The organism is Nitrospira sp., assembly GCA_030653545.1.
In the GTDB taxonomy this organism is placed as follows: Bacteria; Nitrospirota; Nitrospiria; order Nitrospirales; family Nitrospiraceae; genus Nitrospira_D.
Genome location: JAURZE010000022.1, coordinates 350,794 through 371,090 on the forward strand (window position 1 = coordinate 350,794; position 20,297 = coordinate 371,090).

The window sequence follows — 20,297 nt, forward strand, 5'->3', positions numbered from 1 at the left end:
TGGATGATAGGCCAACCAGCATCACAGGTGCCACCGCCACCTCAATGCCTATTGTTTAGGCACGAGTTCTTCATTGATATCAAATTGATAGGCAGCGTCCGCTCGTGGCAATGCCCCACCACTAGCCATAGAGCTAGTTCGTGATATCAATACGTTGCGAGTTCGCAAAATGAGCGTGGAATGAAATTTCAGGCGGGAAGGATTTCTTCGATAGTGGCTCGCTCAAGACGTCCAAGATTCACCCATTGCTCAGCCATGGGGACTAACGTCTTCAAGCGCAGTTCTAGAGCTTCGAGGCGAATGGGTAACGATGTCACCTTTCGGTACGCCGTGACCGTCAAGAAGGACTTCAAACCTTGGAGAAACATCATGATGGTCATCGCCTGAACCAATTTCGCCTGATCATGCAAGAACTCGACATGGTCAAGAATGGGATCAAGCTGAGACGCCGTGACGAAACTGGCGGCCTGCGCCCGAAGCGATGCAAGCGCCTCCGTCATTTTCGGGACACGCAAGTGAACGGCCTGAAGAAACTCATTATCCTGCCGGTCCAAGTCGCGAAGGATACGCTCGATCGTAGCCACATCGACCGGCTGTTCGGCCTCACCCACTTCTTCGGCACGATGGATCACCGCTTCCAACATATCGCGGGCCGGCTGCATCGATCTCGATCGAGCCTTCTGGAGCTCACGTAACGCACTTAATAACGGGAGCGAGGACCATTCGCTGCTCGGTCCGCTGGGATGGAGGTCAGGCGTGGCCGGCTCCGCAGATTCGACAGCACCCGTCTCATCCGCATGCACCACGGGCGCTTCCCCGGGGCCGAATATCCGTTCATCTCCCGCTACGCTCTGGGACGGAACGGATGCCAACTGCCGGACCGCGGCAACGACACGATTCAAGCCGTGGTGTAGCTGACGCAACGACTCGGAAGCAACGGCCGTCTCTGCTCCACCGACGTCACGAAGCGCGGGCAACAGGTTCGTCGCCATCGATTCAATCTCATCAAGGTGCACCGTGCCCGCAGACTTCGCCAGATTCGTAATGCCGTTAAGGACAATCCCGTAAACATGCGAACGAACTGGCCCCTCTTTATCGGCACTGAGCCGTGCGAGCGCCGATTGAATTTGCGCCAGCCACTCATGCGCCTCTAGCGCAAATAAGCCCACGACTTCCTTGTCAAAGCCGGCGTCATCCTGACCCGGCGTCTCCGCAACGGCCTCTTGACCAGGGACAGCTTCAGATTTTCCCCCGACCACCGCGCCAGGATGCCGCGCATGTTCCACGACGCCTTGAATGGCAGTCGCAATGGCGTCCAGGCTCTCTAGAAGCGACGTAAACTGATCAGACGCCGCCCCCGGCACGGCCACGCTCGGAACCTCAGGCGAAAAGGTAAGACGACCGACCACGGGAGCCTTGAGCGCTTCGATAATGCTCACCAGAGGAGTCAAACTAAGATTGATGTGCCGACTCTCGACGTGACCCGCCTCTCCCGATTCATCGACCTCCACGATCGGCCGTAACGGGTACTGCACATTCACTCCCACCACTATCCCGGTTTCTCCGGTCGTCAGTCGGACGGTGGTGCCGAGCGGGTACACCGACAGCTGCTCGACCAGCGCTTTGGTCATCTCCCGAGGAAACGTGGCTCGCTCTGCCACCAGCAACTCTTTGATCGCCTCATGCGGAAAAAGCCTGGGGCGATACGGCCGTTCGCTGATCATCGCATCAAACACATCGGAGACGCCGATGATCAGCGCCATCTCGCTGATTTGGCGCCCTTTCAACCGATTCGGATACCCCAATCCGTTGGTGCGCTCATGAGCCTGGCGAATCAATTCCGCCAACCAGGTGTAGTCAGGCCCCGATCGCTTGATCGCCTCGAACCCCAGTTCTGGATGCTGTTCGATCAACGTCCGTTCGTCCGCCGTCAGTCGGCCGGCTTTCGTAACGAGCGATTGAGGGACCGCAAACAATCCGATGTCGTGCACCAGCCCGGCCAGCGCCAGACGCTCCAATTCGCGTCCGTAGTATCCCAGTCCCATCCCCACCTTCGTCGACACGACGGCCACGTTCACGAGGTTGGTCAAGAGCGGCGATCCCGACGGACTGGAGAGCGCCATGACGATCAATTCATCGCTGCGCTTCAACGATGCGACCAGCGAGGCTGCTAAAGCCTCGAGTCGATCGAGCTGAATGGTCCGTTGGCTTTGTATGGCCGAGGCAACAAGAGTCAGCTCGGCTTCTGCGTCCCTATACCATGTCATGGAAACCCGTTCTCCCCTTCTCCCCAACCCGATTTGGTCGGTTTAACGCGGATCTGCGACGTGCAAAACCAGCGTCTGATCGATGCAATCAACTTTCCCTTGCGCTCCGCTGAACAAGCAGAGATCGCAGAGCGCGTTAATCAAGCGGCAGACGCCGCCCGTGTGTCGATAAATCGCTTCCACCGCATCCACGGTAAAGAGCCTCCGCGTGCACCCTGCCGCAGCCAATCGGCCCTGAATATAGGTCTGCGTTTCTTCGACGTCAAACCGCTCCAGATGATACCGAACCGCAATCCGTTGCATCAGTTGCGGAATACGCGCCACCCGTTCTCGAAGTTCCGGCTGGCCAAGCAACACGAGCGTCAACAGAAACCGATCGTTCATCTGGTAATTCATCAAGAGCCGAACCTCGTCAAAGATCCGATCCTCAAGGATGGTCTGAGCCTCGTCGATGACGAGGACCGTATCGAGTTCCTGCCTGGCGTTCGATAGCAAATGCTCATTCAGACGCCTCAGCTGCACCGCTTTTGATCCACCGACCGGCAATCCGAATTGATAGAGAATCTCGCCAAGAAATTGCTTTTCCGGGAGAGAAGGGTTTGCCAGCAAGGCCACGTCGAATTTCGACCTCGGTAAATTGAGAATCAGCGCACGGCTCAGGAGGGTCTTCCCGCTTCCAATCTCGCCGGTCAACATCACGGCGCCCTTTCGAGCCTGAATCCCATACAAAATCCGTTGGCGCGCCTCCTCATGTTTCACCGAGGGGACATAAAAGCGCGGATCGGGAACATTCTCAAACGGCTGGGCCTGCAGCCCCCAATGCTGTTCGTACGTATACGATTCGGGCTCAGCAATCAACACATCGGGCTCCATTCCATCTTCGCTTTGCGAAGGAACCGGTTTGGGGAAGATTCAATGGTCGGCGAAACACAGCGGCACGGGAACCGCTACGCCGCGGGCAATAAGGCTTCAATGGCACCCCGCTCTCGTCGCCCAGCCTCTGCCCACGCGTGAATGATCGAAGGCATCGAACGCAATCGGGTCTCCACCTTCTTAAACTGAGCAGCCGGGAGCGGCACCCGCTGTTCCATCGCAATCGTGAGAAAGCTCTGCAGCCCGGTGAAGAACGTCATCGCGTCGACCGCATTCACCTGTTGAGAGACAGACCAGAGTTCAGACGCGTGGTTGGCCACGGCACTCCACTCGCCGGATACCTCTTTCCATTGACCGATAGACGTTTGTGCCATCTTTCCGATGCCGTCGGCAACGAGCGGTCCAAGCCGCTGAACCGTCTCGGCATAGGCCTGCTCGACCTCGGCACCGCGCGCTAGCACCTCACGTAGCGACGCAGCGTCACAATGCGTCACTCCGTTTCTCATCATTCCGTCAATCTGCGCCATGATTGTTTTCGTCACGTGGCATGGCATAGCCGTACCGCCGCCCAGGCGACTGATCAGATCGGAGAGCGCGGTCAGGAACTCCTGTGCGGGCACCGTGACGGGCACCACCTCTTCTGTTGCGGACTCAGGATCAAACGCCACACCGGTGGCCCTGGTCAGCGCATCGTGAATCTGGCCCAGTTGTTTGCACAGCGCCAGAAAAGCGGAGGCCGAGAGAGGGACGGACGGATCCTCTACCGCCTCAACCAAGGGAAGGCCGGAGAAACTGGCCTGCTCGACGTCGTGCAGATTAATCGTTGCGGCGGACCCGCCAAGATTTGCCAATCCGGCCTTGATGGTGTGCGCCAATTTCAGGTGACGGTCAGCCGGAGGCCCTTGTTGCAATTCATCAAGGGCCACATGAATCTGCTGCAACCACTCCTGCGCTTCCTGGGCAAACAGCGCAATTAACTCTTTTTGAAATTCATCGTCTGTATCGACTGCCATGCCGCGTTATTCCTTCGCATGCGCACAGGTCTGGGTTCGCGAGATCGCGCTGTTTTAATCCCGCCCTTTTCCACCACCGAGCTGAGAGGCCAATCCGGCTATTTCCCCGAGCTTCCGCGCCATATCTTCAAACCGCTTCATCGACTGTTCAGCTGATTGCTCAGATTCCGACACACGCCGTGCCAACACGGCATTCCGTTCCCGCTCGGTCGCCAAGAGCGTCTCGAACTCATGCGCCGCAGCCACCACTGCTTCCAACTCCTGAATACGGCTCTCTTTGGCATGAGTAGCCTGGGTCGCCGCGGCCAATTGGGTTTCCAGGTCTCTCAACCGCTGTACCTCACGTTCAGCCTCAGCAAGACGTCTGCTTACCTCCCCGATACGAGCCCGTTCAGCCGTCAGCGCGGCGTCCGCTTGCTTCACTTGCAGCTCTAAGTCGGCAGCGCGATGCTCTTCACGGGCTAACCGCGCTTCCAGATCTTTTGTTCGGGCCGCGGCAGCCTCTAAGACAGTCAATTGCTCGACCAGTTTTGCCGTGGCCGCTCGCTCGGCCATCAGCGTGGATTCCAACTGAGGTACCGCACTGACGGCCTGCTGAAGATCGGCGACCTGCTGCCGAAAGCCCTGAGCAGAATCCTGCTCGGACTTCAACGCTGACTCGAGAGCCGATGTCTTCGCCTGCGCATCTGACAGCAACTCCTCACTGCTGGCAATCCGTGCCTTCAAAGACACAATCTGCTGCCGCTCTTGAACTAACTCAGCTTCTATGGCCTGCGCCCGGCTCGACTGATTGCTAGCTTCCTCAACATGGTGACGCTCGGCCGCAAGCTGGCCTTCCAGTTCCTTCGCCTGTGCCGCCAGCACCTCCAGTTCTCCTACACGTTTCTTGAGCCCCTCACCCTTCACCCTCTCGGCTTGCAACTGAGCATCAAGTTCACTGGCATGCGCCACTGCTTGTTTATAGGTCGCAAGCTGCTCATCAGTGATACGAGGACCGTTCCATACGTCGCCGGACGTCACCGGCTTGGGAACCGGCGCGGCAGGGGGAGGAGCCGCCACCGGCTCCTGGCGCTTTGCAAGCAGCTCCAAAACCCGATCCTTAAGCGAAGTTCCCTGAAACGGCTTTTTGAGCACCCCGTCCGCATGACAGGACTCAGCCTGTTTCGTCACCTCATCATTCACAATGCCTGAAATCAGCAATACCGGAGTTGTGGCCAGCGACGCATGCCCCCGCACAAACGCGCAGACTTCATATCCGCTCTTGTCCGGCATGATCACGTCCGACACAATGACGTCCGGCCGTTCCTTCGACAAATACGCGAGCGCTTCTTCCCCATTGGCAGCTAACGTGACGCCGAGTCCGGCTTCCGTCAACAAGCGCTCCGCGACTTTTCTGACCGCAATACTGTCATCTGCTACAAGAATCTTCGGCATACTGACTCCCTTCACCTCTGTTCGTAACCATCAACTTACGCTGCCCCCAATCGGGCAGCTGAAATAATGGGGACGTCTTCAAACTCATCAGTAAAACATCCCACCGTGTCGATATCGTTGTCGCGATAGACCTGAATCTTTGCGGCATCGAGGGAATGCAACACCGGCATTTCCTCATCGATGCAAATCGCCATCGCACCGTCGGTCTGCTTAGCCATCAAACAGAGACGCTGCTCTCCCTTCACCCGAACCTTCAGCATCCCTGCGAGATCAAATACAGGAAACACGGCCTGATCTCGGCGGATCACCGACGAGATGAAGGGCGTACAACTGGGAATCGGAATACTGCCAACCCAAGCAGAGATCCCGCCAATCTCTTCAGTCTTTACCGCCAGCCGGCGCCCCCCTACCGAGAAGACTAAGAGATGACACAGCTGGGAAGCGACCTGACGTTGCCGACCAACCGCGCCCCTTAGCATACGATGCCCTTCCCCAGTTTGTCGGATGCGTCCGACAGGCGCAACGGCACCCGTTGACTCTGATCCTGCAACCCGCCCTGTCCCTGCATGCCGCCGCTCAGCAGCCACCCCGAATGAAGCCCTACCGCCACTCCGTTCCCATATAATATGAGGCCCACATACCAGTTCCGCTCTTCACTGCGGAATTGACGCGGCAAAGGCAACACGCGCGTCCGTTCGATTTCAACCAACCCATGAACCCGATCCACCCGGATATGAGCCCGAATCCCCGCCTGGGCCAGCAACACCATGCGTGTCTCCGGCCCGTCGCCAGCCTGAGCAAGTCCAAGCTGATCCCCAAGATCCAGCGAGGGATACTCCTGACCTTGAACCGTGAGGGTGCTCACGGATCCACGCTCTTCCATCGTCAGCAACCCTTGCACTAACTCAGCAGACAAGGCGAATTGCTGCCTGCCTATTCCGACAATCAGAAAGCGCTCGCTCGGTACCTGAGCAGCCGTTCCGATCCGATGGCCCCGCAAACTCATACCACCGCCTCATCGATCATGTGCCCTCGGTTCTGCATATCATCCTATCGTGGGCCTGCACCCGATGTCCTTACTTCCGGGCCGTCGTCACCTGCCCGACCCATCGCTCGACCTCTTGAAGCAGCGCGCGTTCTTCCACCGGCTTAGCGATATATGAGCTGGCCCCGATATTGAGCGCCATCTGACGGTGCTTGTCCCCCGCACGCGTGGTCATGACCACGACTGGGGTCTGCTGCGTCTGTGGCCGACTACGCAACGCCTGGATGACTTCCAATCCGTTCAACTTCGGCATCTCCAAATCTGTAAAAATCAACCGGTAGGAATGCGCCGAGGCCTTCCGCAATCCATCTTCGCCATCTACCGCTGTATCGACCTGATACCCGGCATTTTCCAACATGCGTCCGACAAATTTCCGAATGCTCAGCGAATCGTCGATCAAGAGAATTGACGCCATCGCAGGGCCTTGGCCATCCGTACTTTGGCCCGCGTCCTGATGAGTCCCCACGGTCGTTTCCGGAGCCGCCAACATCGCGGCCGACTCCCGAGATTCCCGCGCGAGCAATCGTCCCGTATCCACCACGAGCACTACATGCCCTTCAGGATCGATCGTGGCCCCGCCGAAGCAGGAACGTTCCATCGAGCGTAATGTACCCAATGATTTAATGACGATTTCCTGGCGCCCCAACAACTCATCGACCGCCAGTCCGATCGGACCAGAGACGGTGCGTACCACGACCACTGGCATGGAGATATCGACCATCCCGCTTTCCCGTCGGATCAAGTGGCGCAATGAATAGAGATCGATCGCCTCTTCGCCCATCTGCAAAATGGCCCGCTCCCCCATGTGCTGCAACGAGCCCACCGTCGGCATGGTGACCTCGCGCACGTTGGGCAATGGAATCGCATACCGCTCCGATCCCACTCGAACCATCAAAGCCGTCGCAATGAGCAGCGTCAGCGGCAAATCCAACGTAAACTTGGTGCCCACTCCGGGAAGCGACTCCACGTCGATATGACCGTTCATCCCCTCTATCACCCGCTTGACCACATCGAGACCGACACCTCTCCCAGCCTGATCCCCCACCTTCTCCGCCGTCGAAAACCCTGGGGCAAAGATAAACTTCAACGCTTCGGCATCCGGCATCGCCTGAATCTGTTCCGGCCGAGCCAGCCCAAGATTCGCGGCTTTCGTCCGAATCCGTTTGAGATCGAGACCCGCCCCGTCATCTTCCACTTCGATGATGATCGAGTTGCCTCGATGAGCGGCGTGCAAGTAGACCGTGCCAACCGCTGGTTTTCCTTTCGCCACTCGAGCGCCGGCGGGTTCAATGCCGTGGTACACCGCATTGCGCACAAGATGGACCAAGGGGTCGACGAGGCGCTCCACGACCCCCGTATCCACCTCGGTATGTTCACCGGACGTCACCAGCGACACTTCTTTCCCTGAGGCACGGGCAATCTCCCGAATCGCTCGGCGGAACCGCGTAAACGGAGTCCCGATGGGAACCATGCGGGCACGCGCGATTTCATCCCGCATACCGAGGGTCAGCTGCTGCAACTGGCTCATATCATCATGGGATCGGCGGATGGATCCGCTCAGTTGCGACATCGATTCCGTAATATCAGCGGTCACCTCACTGATGCGTCTCGCCAGAATATTGAAATCGTCATACTTATCGAACTCCAGACTGCCGAAATCGCTTAAGCCAGCCATGCCTGGAGCGACAGTCTCTGTGGAAGCTGCAGGAGTGGCCGGAAATGTGAACGTATGTTTCTCTTCAAACGATTGTACGGCATCGACCAGCCTGGATTTGCAGGCTAATACTTGTTGAGATAGCTGCTCTAACACCCGAAGACGCTGCTCTAACCGGCCTCGCCCAATGACCAATTCACCGACCAGATTCAGCAGTCGCTCTAGTCGGTCCCGGCTGACCCGAATCACTTCACGATCTTCTGCAGACCGTCCATCGGCGGCTTTGGGTTGAGCCGCTTCTTCATTGGGTCCGGCAGGCGCTGGCATGAGAGGAGTCGCAGCATCGTTCGAGACAACCGGCTCCATACTTGGGACACCGCCATCATGCAGAACTTTCAGCTCAGCGAGCGCGGAGGCGAATCGGTGCTGAGTTGTCGCCAGAGTCGCAGGGTCACGGCGCATCAGCACGCGAACGACATCGACGGCTCGAAGCAATAAATCTGTCTGACCGGGCTGCACAGCCAAATGCCCGTCACGCACCGCTCCCATAAAGTCTTCAATGTGATGGACCAGATCGCCGATGGATTGAAACCCTACGGTATACGCAGACCCCTTGAGGGTATGCGCAGTCCGGAACAATTGATTGATCAATTCGTCGTCCTGAACGTTCTTATCCAGCCGCAGGAGATTGGCCTCAAGCGTTTCCAAATACTCCTGGGCCTCCGGGGCAAAGTAAGACAGCACCTCGGGATCCAGTTGCGGAATCAAATACTCAGCCGATAGCACCGGGCTCGCCGCCGCTTCGCCATCGACTGTCGCCGCACCTGAAGGCGCCGTCGCTACCTGAACAACCGAAGAAGGTGATGGCGCGACCACGACTGCCTCACCATCCCGCAACTGCGTCAGGAAGTTAATCACAGCCGGCACATCATGCTGTAATTGCGGTACATAGGTTGGATCTCGCCGCAGTGCCAGCCGAATAATGCCAACCGCACGGGTCAATCCCTCGAAGAGCGCGTCGCTCAGCTGAATCCGTCGTTCACGAACCTTCCCCATACACTCTTCCATGGGATAGGCAATATCGCCGATGACGGTAAAGCCAACCGTATGGCCTGATCCTTTCAAGGTATGAGCCGTTCTAAAGAGTCGGTAGATCGCATCCTCGTCGTGTGGGTGAGCCTGCAAATTCCGAATCAGGCTATCAATCGTATCCAGGTATTCCAATGCCTCGGGGACGAAGTAGGACAACACTTCCGCATCCACGTTTGGCACAAGATAATCCTGACTCACTTGAGCGCCATCTCCGAAATCCCGTGCACCGCCATCGGTGATAGAGGCCACCTGACCGGTGGTTTCAGCGAGGAGAAACCCATCGGACACGGCCAGGCATCGATCGATCGTCACCTGATCTTCACCCCCACCTTGTCCGATCACATCGAGCTGCAGCTGGACGCCCTGCACAATTTCCCGCATCGCACCAACGGCGCGAAGCCAGTCCGTCTCAGGAACCATGTGACTCTGCTCAAACAACGATTCCAGCCGCTCGCTTAACTGTGCGATGCCGGCAAATCCATAGAGCGCCGCAGCCCCTCGAATCCGGTGAGCCACAATGAATTGCTCATGCAATTCTTGCGGACTTGGGACGGACCCATCGACTGGATGTAAGGCGCGCTTGAGCTCGGCCATGCCATCGACGGCCTCGGCCACAAAAATGGCCATCAGATTGTCCGGATCAAATTCAGCGCTCATCCTGGTCCCTTCGTACCCGGAGGATGACGGACATCCCCCGGGTAATTTGACTACACCAGTTTGAATTGCGACACAGAGGCCGTCAGCGTTTCAGCGAGTTTTGCCATATCTTCTACGGTGACTCGCGCGGAATCCGTGGCTTTCTGCGTGGCCACCGCGCCGCCGGTAAAGTCCTTAATCGAGCGTCCCACCTTATCGGTCGAAGCGGTCTGCTCAACCGCAGAGGATGCGATGCTCTGCGCCAGCTCGGATGAACGCTGGGCGATCGTAGAAATTTCCTTGAACACGTCACCCGTACGCAACGCAGAAGCCGACCCCGCTTCCACGGCCTGAGTTTCATGTTCCATCGCGACCACGGCATCCTGCGTTTCACTTTGAATCACTTTCACAAGGTCCGCAATTTCCCGCGTGGCCTGGGTGGAGCTTTCCGCGAGCTTTCTCACCTGGTCGGCGACGACGGCGAATCGGGCGCCCGCTTCACCGGCGCCGGCGGCCTCGATGGCCGCGTTCAAAGCCAGCAGGTTGGTCTGATTGGCAATATCCCGAATCGTCGACACGATCTGTGAAATTTCCAACGACCGGTCGCCAAGGGCTTTCACCTGTTTCGACATACGTTGCACCGCAGCGCGGATACTCTGCATGTCCTGCACGGTTTCTTGGACCGCCACGCGACCGCGCTCGGTCGCTTGCAACACTTGGCGGGCCGATTCAGAAGACGCCCCGGCGGTTTCAGCGACCTGCCGCATCGATGCCGCCAACTGTTCAACCGCGCCCAGCGTCTTGACGGATTCGTCGGCTTGATGCTTCGCCGTACCGGCCATCTGTCCGGCGTTGTCTCTCAGCGTCCCGGCTGATTTATTTACCCGTTCAGCCGCTTCACGCACTTGGCGCATCAACTGCGCGAACCGCTGAATCATGAGATTGAATCCGTCGGCCAAGTTTCCAAACATATCCGCCGTGACTTCTCCGCGCTTGGTCAGGTCTCCTTTACCGACGTCGGACACCAACACAAGGAATTGCATCAGGCGCTTTTGCATCACGTCTCGCTCTTCCTCGGTGGACACAAGAGCCGTAATACGATCCAACATCGAGTTGAACGCTTTCGCCATGTGGCCCACCTCGTCGTCGCTCTCGAGCTTCGCGCGGGCCTGGAGGTTACCCGCAGCGGCTTGCTCGGCGACATCGGCCACGTGCACAATGTTTCGTGCAATATATCGGGCCAGGTAGTAACCGATTGTGCCTCCGAACAGGAGCGCAATAAGGCCTCCGAACAACACCAAATTCGTGCTGCGCGTCGCTTCGGCCTGTCCGCTCTCGTTCAGCTCTTTGGCCAATTCTCGAATCGTGGTCATCAACTCTCGCACACGCAGCGTGGCCGTGCTGTACTTGTTCGCGACTTCGACGGAGAGGGCCAGGTTACCCAGGTCTCGCATGCTCTGCTTCTGATCTTCGGAGAGTGACGCGGAGTAACTATCAGCAAAAGCGCTGACGGCACCGTCGGTTGACACGAAATATTCAGCCAACGCGGTCTTCAACGCAGCAATATCCTTCCCTTCGTTTCGGCCCGTCGCCGACTCGCGGAACTCCGACCCCTGATAGGCTTGCAAGGGTTCCAATGTCTGTTTTTTGAGAACGGCCAGCGGCGCGATCGCATCGTCAAAGTCGCTCTTCCGTGACTGGCGGCCGGCGTTCAGCAGCGCGTCATGATACAGACCGAGGTTCGTACTGCTGACTCCGGTGTTCGACAGCGCGACCGTTGATCCGTCGTAAATATTCTGCAGCTCAGCTTTTAGCCGGCTCAAACCGATAAGACCCACGAGACCGACCATGATCATGATGACACCGACGGCAGAGAATCCGAGAATCAACTTCGGCAGTGTTTTGAGATTATTGAACCACGTCTGAATCGTCCACGCTGACTTGCTGTGCCTCGCCATAACTTCCTCCTCCTCAACCCATAGGGTAATCGGTTCCTATCGTCGTCGCGCCGTTTCCCTGAGCGGCGGTCAGCCAACTCAACGGACAGGCTCACGTGTCGGCCATCTAATTCAACACACCTTCCACACAGGCCAAGAGCTTCTGCACATCGACCATGCCGCTCATGCGCTCTTCAATCTTGGCCAGTCCTGAAAGAAATGGCCGGGACTCCGATAATCCCCTTGACGTCGCGTTCAACAGATCATCGGGATGGATCGTACGAATTTCAGGGACGGCGTCGATCAGAATGCCGACCTGCTGCTGACCATGGCGGACAACCACCACGAAAGGCAGTGACGCGGTCGACGGAATCCCGAGCGACGGACGTAGATCTGCCAAGGGCATGACCGTACCCCGAAGATTGGCCACCCCCACTAATGTGGACGGCATCCCAGGAACGGGTGTCACGGATTCCAGCTCAAAGACTTCTCGTACATGACGCAAATCAATGGCAAACAGTTCCCCCCCGAGAGTTATGAGGCAGATACGCGACGGGCCGGGTGCTTTGACACCGTCAGCCAGGACAGCCCCGACAGATTGCGATGTGCTGAGAGCTGGTTCCATGATCTCCCTTCAACAACCAGGTTCGGTGTCGTACGGAAGCCTAGTTCAACGCGCGCTTCACGGCGGCCAAGAGATCTTCAGCCTTAAACGGCTTCACCACATATCCATTGGCGCCCTGCTGCTGCCCCCAAAACTTGTCGCTCTCCTGCCCCTTGGACGTGCAGAGCACGACGGGAATATTCTTAAACCGATCATCGGCTTTCAGATCGCGGCAAGCCTGGAAGCCATTCCGGCCCGGCATGACCACATCCATCACAATCAGATCAGGTTTTTCGGAGACGATCTTATCTTCCAGCTTGTCCGTATTCGGAAAAGACACCACGGTGTGGCTGGCGGCCTTGAGATACCCTTCGATCATCTGCAACTCCGCGTACGAATCATCGACGACTACGATCTTGCTCATAATGCTCGTCCTCCAGCTCGAATAGTTGATTGCTTACCCCTACCGCATCGGCACCACGACGCTGATTGCGCCGGCCAGATCTCCCTCTTTCCATCCTTCTTTTCTCGTTCCGGTAATATCCCGTTCCCCTTTCGGCCCCCCATGGCAGGTGAGACAGGTCGGGCCGGCATATTCAGGATCCATGACACGCATCACCGGCTTGCCCCCGACCATCGTGGCCTTCGCATATTGTTGTCCCTTCGGATGGCGGGAATCGCCGAACATTCGAAGTACTTCCGCCTCAAAATCATCCGGCTTGTTGCCAGGGTAACGATAGTCGGTTCCCGTTAATTTCAATCGAATGCCGGTTTTCTTGTAGAATTTTTCCCCTGACTTTCGAGCGAACACCGCTGGAATAAATCCCTTGAAGGCAACGCCCTGCTTATTGATCACCGGCTGGCCTTCCAACACCACTTCACGTTCCGCTTCGAGCAATGCCAGGAGGACGGCGCTCTGCGGGACTCCATTCGGGCGACTCAGATCCACGCGCGTCTTCGCTTTAAATTTCTCAATGACCTGATGGGCCATGAATTCGTCCGTGAATCCCTTATTGCCTTTGCTGGGATCGTTAATCAGTGCCTGATGTTCCGACACCACCGCGCGACCTGATTTCAGCAGTGCAATCAGCAATTCCGCTGTCTCACTCTCATCGCCTGCGCGAGCGAACGATGGCGCCCCTATCACCGTCGCACACATCGCCGCACCAAGCATGAGTGATGTTAACTGTGCCTTCATAGGATCCCCTCCTCCTTCAAGACTGGCTCGTCTAGTGGTTCACGCCCAAGTGTAGTCGCTTGCTTTTCATTCGCAAGAAATCGATGAAAATCGGCAACTCTTTCATCCACTGCGTCTTCGCACAAGTTGGACGACACGGACGTGCGGAGACCGCAACCGAGAACAACATCAGAGGAATGGCAACTATTGTGCCGGGATGGGCGAGAGAGATTCCGCAAAGACACTCGACAGGAGAATGCGTTCAAATGCTGCCATATCTGCCAGAATTGTGAGCGACGCGGACAGAAGGATACCCTCGCCTCAGATTGCTGAGGTCTGTGCACAGCTGTGCACCAAGTGACAATTCTTGTTACTGAGTGATCACAGAGATCGCAGAATCCCGGAGGAAAGGGGGTGCGAGTTAGAGACGAGTGGCGACAGCCTGGATGAGCGGCCTGAGATCAAGATGTAGCTGCAGATGATCAGCCCAGACATCGAGCTGACTGGCGAGTGCCTGAGAAATATCCCGCGAGACTCCGTCAGCCAAAGGCGGGAGCGACTTTCGACCACGAATGCGGTTAATCCAGGCGCGCCTGAAGTCGGGAAGATCGAAGACGCCATGAACATAGGTACCCCAGATCAAACCGGTTTCGTTCACAGCTCCATCAGACCCCGCCTCTCCCCCTCCCTCCGGCTGTCCGGCCTCTCCCCCGATGGAGCGAACATGAAAGCAGGATCGCGCTCCACATCGGGTCGTCTGCCCCATATGAATCCAATACCCTCGAATTGGCAAACTGCGTTGCGGCTCGAACTCCAGAGACTCCCCCTCGACCCATTGTGTCGTCTTGGCCGTCGCGAGCCTGGTCGTCACATCTAATAGCCCAAACCCTTCAACCTCGCCCCCAGCTTCGACCCCGTCAGGATCCGCAATGCTCCGCCCCAGCATCTGATACCCACCACAGATGCCAACGACCTCAGCCCCGGCACTCGCATGGCGACCAATCGATGCTGCCATCCCGGACTGACGGAGGTAGGCAAGATCGTCGATCGTGTTCTTACTCCCTGGAATCACAATCACATCGGCACCATCAAGATCTGCCGACGTCGCGGCATAGCGAACCACGACATCAGGCTCCGCAATCAGCGGATTGAAATCGGTAAAGTTGCTCATCCGCGGCAATAAGGCCACCGCGATGTTGACTCGCTCCTTGGCGAACACCGCATGACGACGGCCCTCGACATCAACGGCATCTTCCTGATCGAGGATCAGGCCCCGCAACATGGGCACGACCCCTAGAACAGGTAGGCCAGTCCTCTGTTCGATAAACCGCACTCCGTCATGGAACAAGCTGGCATCGCCCCGAAATTTGTTGATGATAATCCCGACGACCCGCGCGCGCTCATGGGGAGCCAGCAAATCCAGCGTGCCGATGACCTGCGCAAACACGCCGCCCCGATCGATATCAGCCACCAACACGACTCGTGCATCCGCCATCTCCACCGCAGACCAATTGGCCAGATCACGATCCCTCAAATTCATTTCGGCCGCACTCCCGGCTCCCTCAATGATCACGGCATCATATTGACCAGCCAATCGACCGTAGCTCTCTTGCACTCGTTCGGCCAATTCTGTCCGCTGCTCAAAATAGGTTCTGGCTTCCGCCTTGCCCCAGACCTTCCCTTGCACGACGATCTGCGCACTACGATCCGATTCCGGCTTCATCAAAATCGGATTCATATCGGCATCAGGATCAAGACCGCAGGCCTGCGCCTGCAGCGCCTGGGCACGGCCGATTTCCTTCCCGTCCGGCGTTACGAAGGAATTATTCGACATGTTCTGCGCCTTGAAAGGGGCAACCCGGATACCGGCTCGAAGAAACAGTCGGCAAAGCCCCGCCGTGATCAGACTTTTCCCGACATCAGAACCCGTTCCAAGCACCGCCAGTGCGCGAGCTTTCATGCGTGCCGCTCCTGCCATTGCTTCGCCTTCGCTAGACCGCGAGTCACACACCGAGTAACAACTTGCCCGATCAGCGCCCCGATCATGGTATGGGTTCCGCTATAGGCATGCCAGGGTCCCGCTCCACGAAGCCGGCATGCAATCACCACCGCATCGGTCCCGGTCCCGGTGGCGCCAGACAGTCCGGTCCAACTCGGCACGGCATGATCTCTCAAGACACCAGTCTTGCTCTCTGTGGCCACCTGCACTGCGCCAACCATTGCCGCAGTTGACAGACCGACGTTCGTCACCACCATGAGATTAATTGTTCCTACTGCACCTGCCCGGCTTCGACGGCCGTCCGTCTCCGGCCACTCCCCCGCCTTCACCGCATTGGTCACACCGACAGTAGCAAAGCACTCAACCCAGACGGCGCCAGACGAGACCCTGGCGGTGACCAACTGTTTCATCGGAACGGCCGTCATGAGCCCAACCGTTTCCTGCTTTACTCCCAGCCTGACCGCGAGTCGCCGGAGCGCCCGAGCAGGATCACCGTGAGATCGAGGATGCTTATTGGTGATCGGATTCGACTCGACCTGGTGATTCAGGATAAACGACGCAACGGTAAGTCCGCCGCCTTGCGGGGCAGAAGACAGCACTCGCCTCTTGCCTCCGAGATCAATGACCAGCGTCTGCTCCGTCACGCAATACCGAGTCTGGACGCGTGATGCCAGTCTCGGTGTCACGATCGGCTCTCCCTCAGCACTCGAGAGAGCGATTTCAGGAGCCGATCGTTATCCTGTCGGGACCTGACCGCGATTCGGATCGAACGAGGATTCGCGCCTGGGACCGAGGAACAATCCCGAATGAGCAATCCTTCACGCCTCAGCCGTTCGGCCATGCTCCTCGCCGGCCATGCAGGCGGCAACTCCACGAAGATGAAATTGGCATGCGCCGGGAACACCGTGCATCCCGGCAAGCACGCAAGCGCGCTGGAGATTCGAGTCCGCTCTTCCTCGACGAACTGGAGGCTCCTCTTCGCATGAGCCGTATCCTGCAGCGCGGCCAATGCGGCCACCTGCCCCATGATATTGACGGACCAGGGCGGCAATTCATTGCGCAATCGCTGGATGACGGTAGTGGCCGCAACCGCATACCCGACCCGCAATCCCGGCAATCCATAGAACTTTGTCAGGCTGCGCAGGATCACCACTCTGGACCAGGATGACACGAGGGAAAGGATAGACCGTTCCGGGCAGTAATCCGTGAAAGTTTCGTCGACAATCAACCAGACGCCCCGTCGCTGCGCGGCACGCGCCAGCTTCATGACCTCATCAGCCTCGCAGGCCTGCCCTGTCGGACTATTGGGATTGCACAACACGATCCCCTCGATCGTCCGAAAGCCCTTGGGAGGCCGTTCCAGTAACCCACAGAGGCGATCGATGGGCAATGCATACTGTTCATCTCGCTCTGCGCACACCGTCGTGACGCGCCCGCCGGCCCGCGCCATCGACGCGGCATATTCCGAAAATGTCGGTTGGACCAGCAAGAGGTGATCGATCTTGAGCACCCGCGGAAGCGCATAGATCAACTCCATCGAGCCGTTCCCCACCAGAATCTGTCCTGGCTTGACGTGCCAACGACTCGCGAGCGCCTGACGAAGATCCCAACACTCAGGGTCGGGATAATGAGGGAGGAGATGACGTGCCCCGGTGATGGCGCGCCACACGTTCGGAGAGGGCCCCAGCGGATTAATGCTGGCGCTGAAATCGATCAGCTCGGTGATCTTCCGCCCGAGCTCGCGCGAGGCCGCATACACATCGCCACCGTGAACGGATTTCTTTACTGGCGCCACAAGACTCCCGCTCCGATCACCAGGCCCAAGACACTCCCCACCGCCATCAACTGAGCCGCACGCGCGATGTCCCCTGACACCAAGATTCGACGCCCATCGCCAAGGATCGGCCGTTCATTCGCCACCCCGTCGTAATAGTTGGTCCCGCCCAGCCGAACATCCAATGCGCCAGCCATGGCCGCCTCTGGTCTTCCACTATTCGGACTGGGATGCTTATGGCCGTCCCGACACAAGACTCGCCAGCCATCCACTATTCGGGCAGGTGTCCGTGTCACCAAGCCGGCAGCCAGGACCAGCAATCCCGCGGTGAGTCTTGCCGGAACCCAATTCATCACATCGTCCAGCCGGGCCGACGCCCAGCCCAATTCGATATACCGTTCATCCCGATGACCGACCATGGAGTCCAGCGTATTCACCGCCTTATAAGCCAAGGCTAGCGGCGGACCGCCGATCACAAGGAAGAACAGCGGCGCGATCACTCCATCCGCTGTGCTCTCCGCCACGGTCTCGACTGTCGCACGAACGACTTCAGATTCAGACAGCTGTTCTGCATCTCGCCCCACAATTTTCGCCACGGCCTGACGCGCATCGGCAATATCTCCCCGCTGCAACGGCTTCTTCACGGCCTGCGCATGATCCCACAGATCACGTCCGGCAAGCGTCGTTGACGCCAGGACGATCGTCACCGCAGTCCCAAGCCACTCCGCCACGGCTCCGGCTTCCGCCACCATCCCCCATGCCACCAGATAGACCGCCGCCGGCAGCCCTAACGCGAGGAGCACCCCTGCAAGACGCAACGCGAGGGGACTCCGGCACAGTCCTCTTACACGGTGGTCGTACCATCCAATGACCTGCCCCATCCCGCGAACCGGATGCGGAAGCCAGCGGGGATCGCCTATCATCAGATCGAGGCCTGCCGCGAGCACCAGTTCATTCCCGGTCATGAACGTAACAGTAGTGACGGGGCCAAGAGCAGGAACAGGATTTCAATCACTTCGTTCGTCGCGCCCAATGTATCTCCGGTAATCCCGCCGAACCACAAGCGGCACCCAGCCCACAACGCACACACCACCAGTGATCCGCCCAGGAGTATCGCCGCAGCGCTCAACAATCCACACGCCCAGCCCAGCCCTGCGGCGAGTACCCCCGTTGCGACGACGACATGGGGCCAGGAAAGATGCGTCAGGAACGAAGCGGCCAATCCTCCTTCGACGCGCGCATAGGGAGAGGCCCAGGCCAGGGCCACCATCGCCCACCGCCCGATGGCCGGCATACACAGGAGCGCAGGAACTCGCATCGCCTGAGGCAGTGCCATCAGTCCCGCATAACGCAGCAGCAATGAGAGGAAGAGGCCCGTGGCACCGATGGCGCCGATACGGGGATCGCGCATGATCGGCAGCCGTGCGGCGGGTGTCTTCCCTCCCGCCAATCCGTCCAGCGTGTCAGCGAGCCCATCCTGATGCAATCCGCGCGTCACGATCACCGCCAAGACGATCAACAAGACGTTCACCACCGCCTGGTCGAACACCCTCGACAACCCCGCGTCGGCAAGAACCAATCCGCCGCCGATCAGCAAGCCAACCACCGGGTACCAGGCCATCGACCTCGCGAGTTCGACAGCGGTCGGTTCGTGCAAGGCATGGCTCAGCGGAATCCCCGTCAGGAAGTGCCAGGCGAATACAAAAGGGCGAACGAGCGTTCCCATGGGTCCTAGGCTTTCTCCGACACGCCGGCCTCACCGAATGTCGCCATCTCTGTATAGATTTTCACGGCGGCACAGACCAGGCTCATGCCTAAACAGGCGCCGGTGCCTTCACCGAGACGCAAATCGAGATCCAGCAACGGCTTCAGCCCGAGGTGATCGAAGATCGCGGCATGCCCCCGTTCAACGGAACGATGCGACGCGATGAGATACTCGCGGCAGCGAGGCTGAAGTCCTACGGCGATCAATGCCGCGGCTCCGGCAATGAACCCATCTAACACCACCGGCACACGCTCCGCCGCAGCACCGAGGATCAACCCGGCCAGCCCGCCGATTTCCAACCCGCCCACTTTGGCCAACACGTCAAGCGCATCGGTTCGCTCTGGACGATGCAGATCGAGCGCCTGCCGGATCACCGCCACCTTCCTCGCATGCCCCGCATCGTCGATTCCGGTTCCTCGCCCGGTCACGTCAGAAACCGGCCGTCCGGTCATCACCGCCGTGATCGCCGCGCTCGGGGTCGTGTTCCCGATGCCCATATCGCCGGTACCGATGAGGCCAATGCCTTCCCGTGCCGCCTGCGTCGCGAGGTCCGCTCCAACCAGGATGGACTGCTCCGCTTCTGCGCGAGACATCGCCGGCTCGACGAGCAAATTGCGCGTCCCCCGCATCACTTTCCTCGAGATCAGATCAGGCACGGCTCCAAAGTCATGATCGACGCCGATGTCCACCACGCGCACGCCCACGCCGGCATGACGGGCCAACACATTCACACCCGCCCCGCCACGCAGAAAGTTCAGCACCATCTGTGGGGTGACCTCTCTGGGATAGGCACTCACGCCTTCTGTTGTGACGCCATGATCCGCTGCAAACGTAAACACCACGCCTCGAGGGATCGCCGGTTTCAGCTCCCCAGTGAGCATCACATACCGTGCGGCCACTTCCTCCAATCGGCCCAAACTGCCTTGAGGTTTTGTCAGCCTATCCAATCGCGCTTGGGCTTTCCCCAACAGGTGAAGATCAGGCGATTGGATCCGGTCACAGACGGTTTGGAGCGACATGTCCATTC

17 protein-coding genes are annotated in these 20,297 nt (G+C 58.4%); all 17 read right to left on the reverse strand.

The window, feature by feature from the left end; genetic code table 11:
* Positions 1–188: 188 nt before the first annotated feature.
* Positions 189–2,267 carry an HD domain-containing protein gene (locus Q7U39_08465; protein MDO9117976.1) on the reverse strand — a complete coding sequence of 693 codons (2,079 nt, stop codon included), beginning with the start codon at positions 2,265–2,267 and terminating at the stop codon, positions 189–191.
* 42 nt (positions 2,268–2,309) lie between these two features.
* Positions 2,310–3,128 carry an AAA family ATPase gene (locus Q7U39_08470; GenBank protein ID MDO9117977.1) on the reverse strand — a complete coding sequence of 273 codons (819 nt, stop codon included), beginning with the start codon at positions 3,126–3,128 and terminating at the stop codon, positions 2,310–2,312.
* Positions 3,129–3,214: 86 nt separating this feature from the next.
* Positions 3,215–4,153: a hypothetical protein gene (locus tag Q7U39_08475; GenBank protein ID MDO9117978.1), complete on the reverse strand. Its 939-nt coding sequence runs from the start codon at positions 4,151–4,153 to the stop codon at positions 3,215–3,217.
* Positions 4,154–4,207: 54 nt separating this feature from the next.
* The gene (locus Q7U39_08480) at positions 4,208–5,587 is read right to left on the reverse strand and encodes a response regulator (GenBank protein MDO9117979.1); all 1,380 of its coding nucleotides are present in this window, start codon (positions 5,585–5,587) and stop codon (positions 4,208–4,210) included.
* Positions 5,588–5,622: 35 nt separating this feature from the next.
* On the reverse strand, positions 5,623–6,066 hold the full coding sequence (locus tag Q7U39_08485; protein MDO9117980.1) for a chemotaxis protein CheW: 444 nt from the start codon (positions 6,064–6,066) through the stop codon (positions 5,623–5,625).
* Positions 6,060–6,593: a chemotaxis protein CheW gene (locus Q7U39_08490; protein MDO9117981.1), complete on the reverse strand. Its 534-nt coding sequence runs from the start codon at positions 6,591–6,593 to the stop codon at positions 6,060–6,062. The genes Q7U39_08485 and Q7U39_08490 overlap by 7 nt, the downstream gene beginning before the upstream one ends.
* Positions 6,594–6,663: 70 nt before the next feature.
* Positions 6,664–10,035 (reverse strand): Hpt domain-containing protein, encoded by a 3,372-nt coding sequence (locus tag Q7U39_08495; protein MDO9117982.1) that lies wholly within the window; start codon positions 10,033–10,035, stop codon positions 6,664–6,666.
* Between the two features lie 50 nt (positions 10,036–10,085).
* On the reverse strand, positions 10,086–11,972 hold the full coding sequence (locus Q7U39_08500; GenBank protein MDO9117983.1) for a methyl-accepting chemotaxis protein: 1,887 nt from the start codon (positions 11,970–11,972) through the stop codon (positions 10,086–10,088).
* 106 nt (positions 11,973–12,078) lie between these two features.
* Positions 12,079–12,576, reverse strand: coding sequence for a chemotaxis protein CheW (locus Q7U39_08505; protein MDO9117984.1), 498 nt, complete (start codon positions 12,574–12,576; stop codon positions 12,079–12,081).
* 40 nt (positions 12,577–12,616) lie between these two features.
* Positions 12,617–12,979 carry a response regulator gene (locus tag Q7U39_08510; protein ID MDO9117985.1) on the reverse strand — a complete coding sequence of 121 codons (363 nt, stop codon included), beginning with the start codon at positions 12,977–12,979 and terminating at the stop codon, positions 12,617–12,619.
* A 39-nt stretch (positions 12,980–13,018) separates the two neighbouring features.
* Positions 13,019–13,753 (reverse strand): DUF3365 domain-containing protein, encoded by a 735-nt coding sequence (locus tag Q7U39_08515; protein MDO9117986.1) that lies wholly within the window; start codon positions 13,751–13,753, stop codon positions 13,019–13,021.
* A 400-nt stretch (positions 13,754–14,153) separates the two neighbouring features.
* Positions 14,154–15,692, reverse strand: a complete 1,539-nt coding sequence (locus Q7U39_08520; protein MDO9117987.1) for a cobyric acid synthase — start codon at positions 15,690–15,692, stop codon at positions 14,154–14,156.
* A complete protein-coding gene (locus Q7U39_08525; GenBank protein MDO9117988.1) occupies positions 15,689–16,417 on the reverse strand; it encodes an adenosylcobinamide amidohydrolase in 729 nt (242 codons plus the stop codon). Before Q7U39_08525 ends, Q7U39_08520 begins: the two co-directional genes overlap by 4 nt.
* The gene (cobD, locus tag Q7U39_08530) at positions 16,414–17,526 is read right to left on the reverse strand and encodes a threonine-phosphate decarboxylase CobD (protein MDO9117989.1); all 1,113 of its coding nucleotides are present in this window, start codon (positions 17,524–17,526) and stop codon (positions 16,414–16,416) included. The genes Q7U39_08525 and cobD overlap by 4 nt, the downstream gene beginning before the upstream one ends.
* Positions 17,514–18,470: an adenosylcobinamide-phosphate synthase CbiB gene (gene cbiB / locus Q7U39_08535; protein ID MDO9117990.1), complete on the reverse strand. Its 957-nt coding sequence runs from the start codon at positions 18,468–18,470 to the stop codon at positions 17,514–17,516. Before cbiB ends, cobD begins: the two co-directional genes overlap by 13 nt.
* A complete protein-coding gene (locus Q7U39_08540; protein MDO9117991.1) occupies positions 18,467–19,231 on the reverse strand; it encodes an adenosylcobinamide-GDP ribazoletransferase in 765 nt (254 codons plus the stop codon). Before Q7U39_08540 ends, cbiB begins: the two co-directional genes overlap by 4 nt.
* A 5-nt stretch (positions 19,232–19,236) precedes the next feature.
* Positions 19,237–20,289 (reverse strand): nicotinate-nucleotide--dimethylbenzimidazole phosphoribosyltransferase, encoded by a 1,053-nt coding sequence (gene cobT, locus Q7U39_08545; protein ID MDO9117992.1) that lies wholly within the window; start codon positions 20,287–20,289, stop codon positions 19,237–19,239.
* Positions 20,290–20,297 lie beyond the last annotated feature (8 nt).

Coding starts and splice junctions, on each gene's coding strand:
- Q7U39_08465 (MDO9117976.1), bottom strand. CDS start 2,267: ATGACATGGTATAGGGACGCAGAAGCCGAGCTGACTCTTGTTGCCTCG.
- Q7U39_08475 (MDO9117978.1), bottom strand. CDS start 4,153: ATGGCAGTCGATACAGACGATGAATTTCAAAAAGAGTTAATTGCGCTG.
- Q7U39_08480 (MDO9117979.1), bottom strand. CDS start 5,587: ATGCCGAAGATTCTTGTAGCAGATGACAGTATTGCGGTCAGAAAAGTC.
- Q7U39_08485 (MDO9117980.1), bottom strand. CDS start 6,066: ATGCTAAGGGGCGCGGTTGGTCGGCAACGTCAGGTCGCTTCCCAGCTG.
- Q7U39_08490 (MDO9117981.1), bottom strand. CDS start 6,593: ATGAGTTTGCGGGGCCATCGGATCGGAACGGCTGCTCAGGTACCGAGC.
- Q7U39_08495 (MDO9117982.1), bottom strand. CDS start 10,035: ATGAGCGCTGAATTTGATCCGGACAATCTGATGGCCATTTTTGTGGCC.
- Q7U39_08500 (MDO9117983.1), bottom strand. CDS start 11,972: ATGGCGAGGCACAGCAAGTCAGCGTGGACGATTCAGACGTGGTTCAAT.
- Q7U39_08505 (MDO9117984.1), bottom strand. CDS start 12,576: ATGGAACCAGCTCTCAGCACATCGCAATCTGTCGGGGCTGTCCTGGCT.
- Q7U39_08510 (MDO9117985.1), bottom strand. CDS start 12,979: ATGAGCAAGATCGTAGTCGTCGATGATTCGTACGCGGAGTTGCAGATG.
- Q7U39_08515 (MDO9117986.1), bottom strand. CDS start 13,753: ATGAAGGCACAGTTAACATCACTCATGCTTGGTGCGGCGATGTGTGCG.
- Q7U39_08520 (MDO9117987.1), bottom strand. CDS start 15,692: ATGAAAGCTCGCGCACTGGCGGTGCTTGGAACGGGTTCTGATGTCGGG.
- cbiB (MDO9117990.1), bottom strand. CDS start 18,470: ATGACCGGGAATGAACTGGTGCTCGCGGCAGGCCTCGATCTGATGATA.
- Q7U39_08540 (MDO9117991.1), bottom strand. CDS start 19,231: ATGGGAACGCTCGTTCGCCCTTTTGTATTCGCCTGGCACTTCCTGACG.
- cobT (MDO9117992.1), bottom strand. CDS start 20,289: ATGTCGCTCCAAACCGTCTGTGACCGGATCCAATCGCCTGATCTTCAC.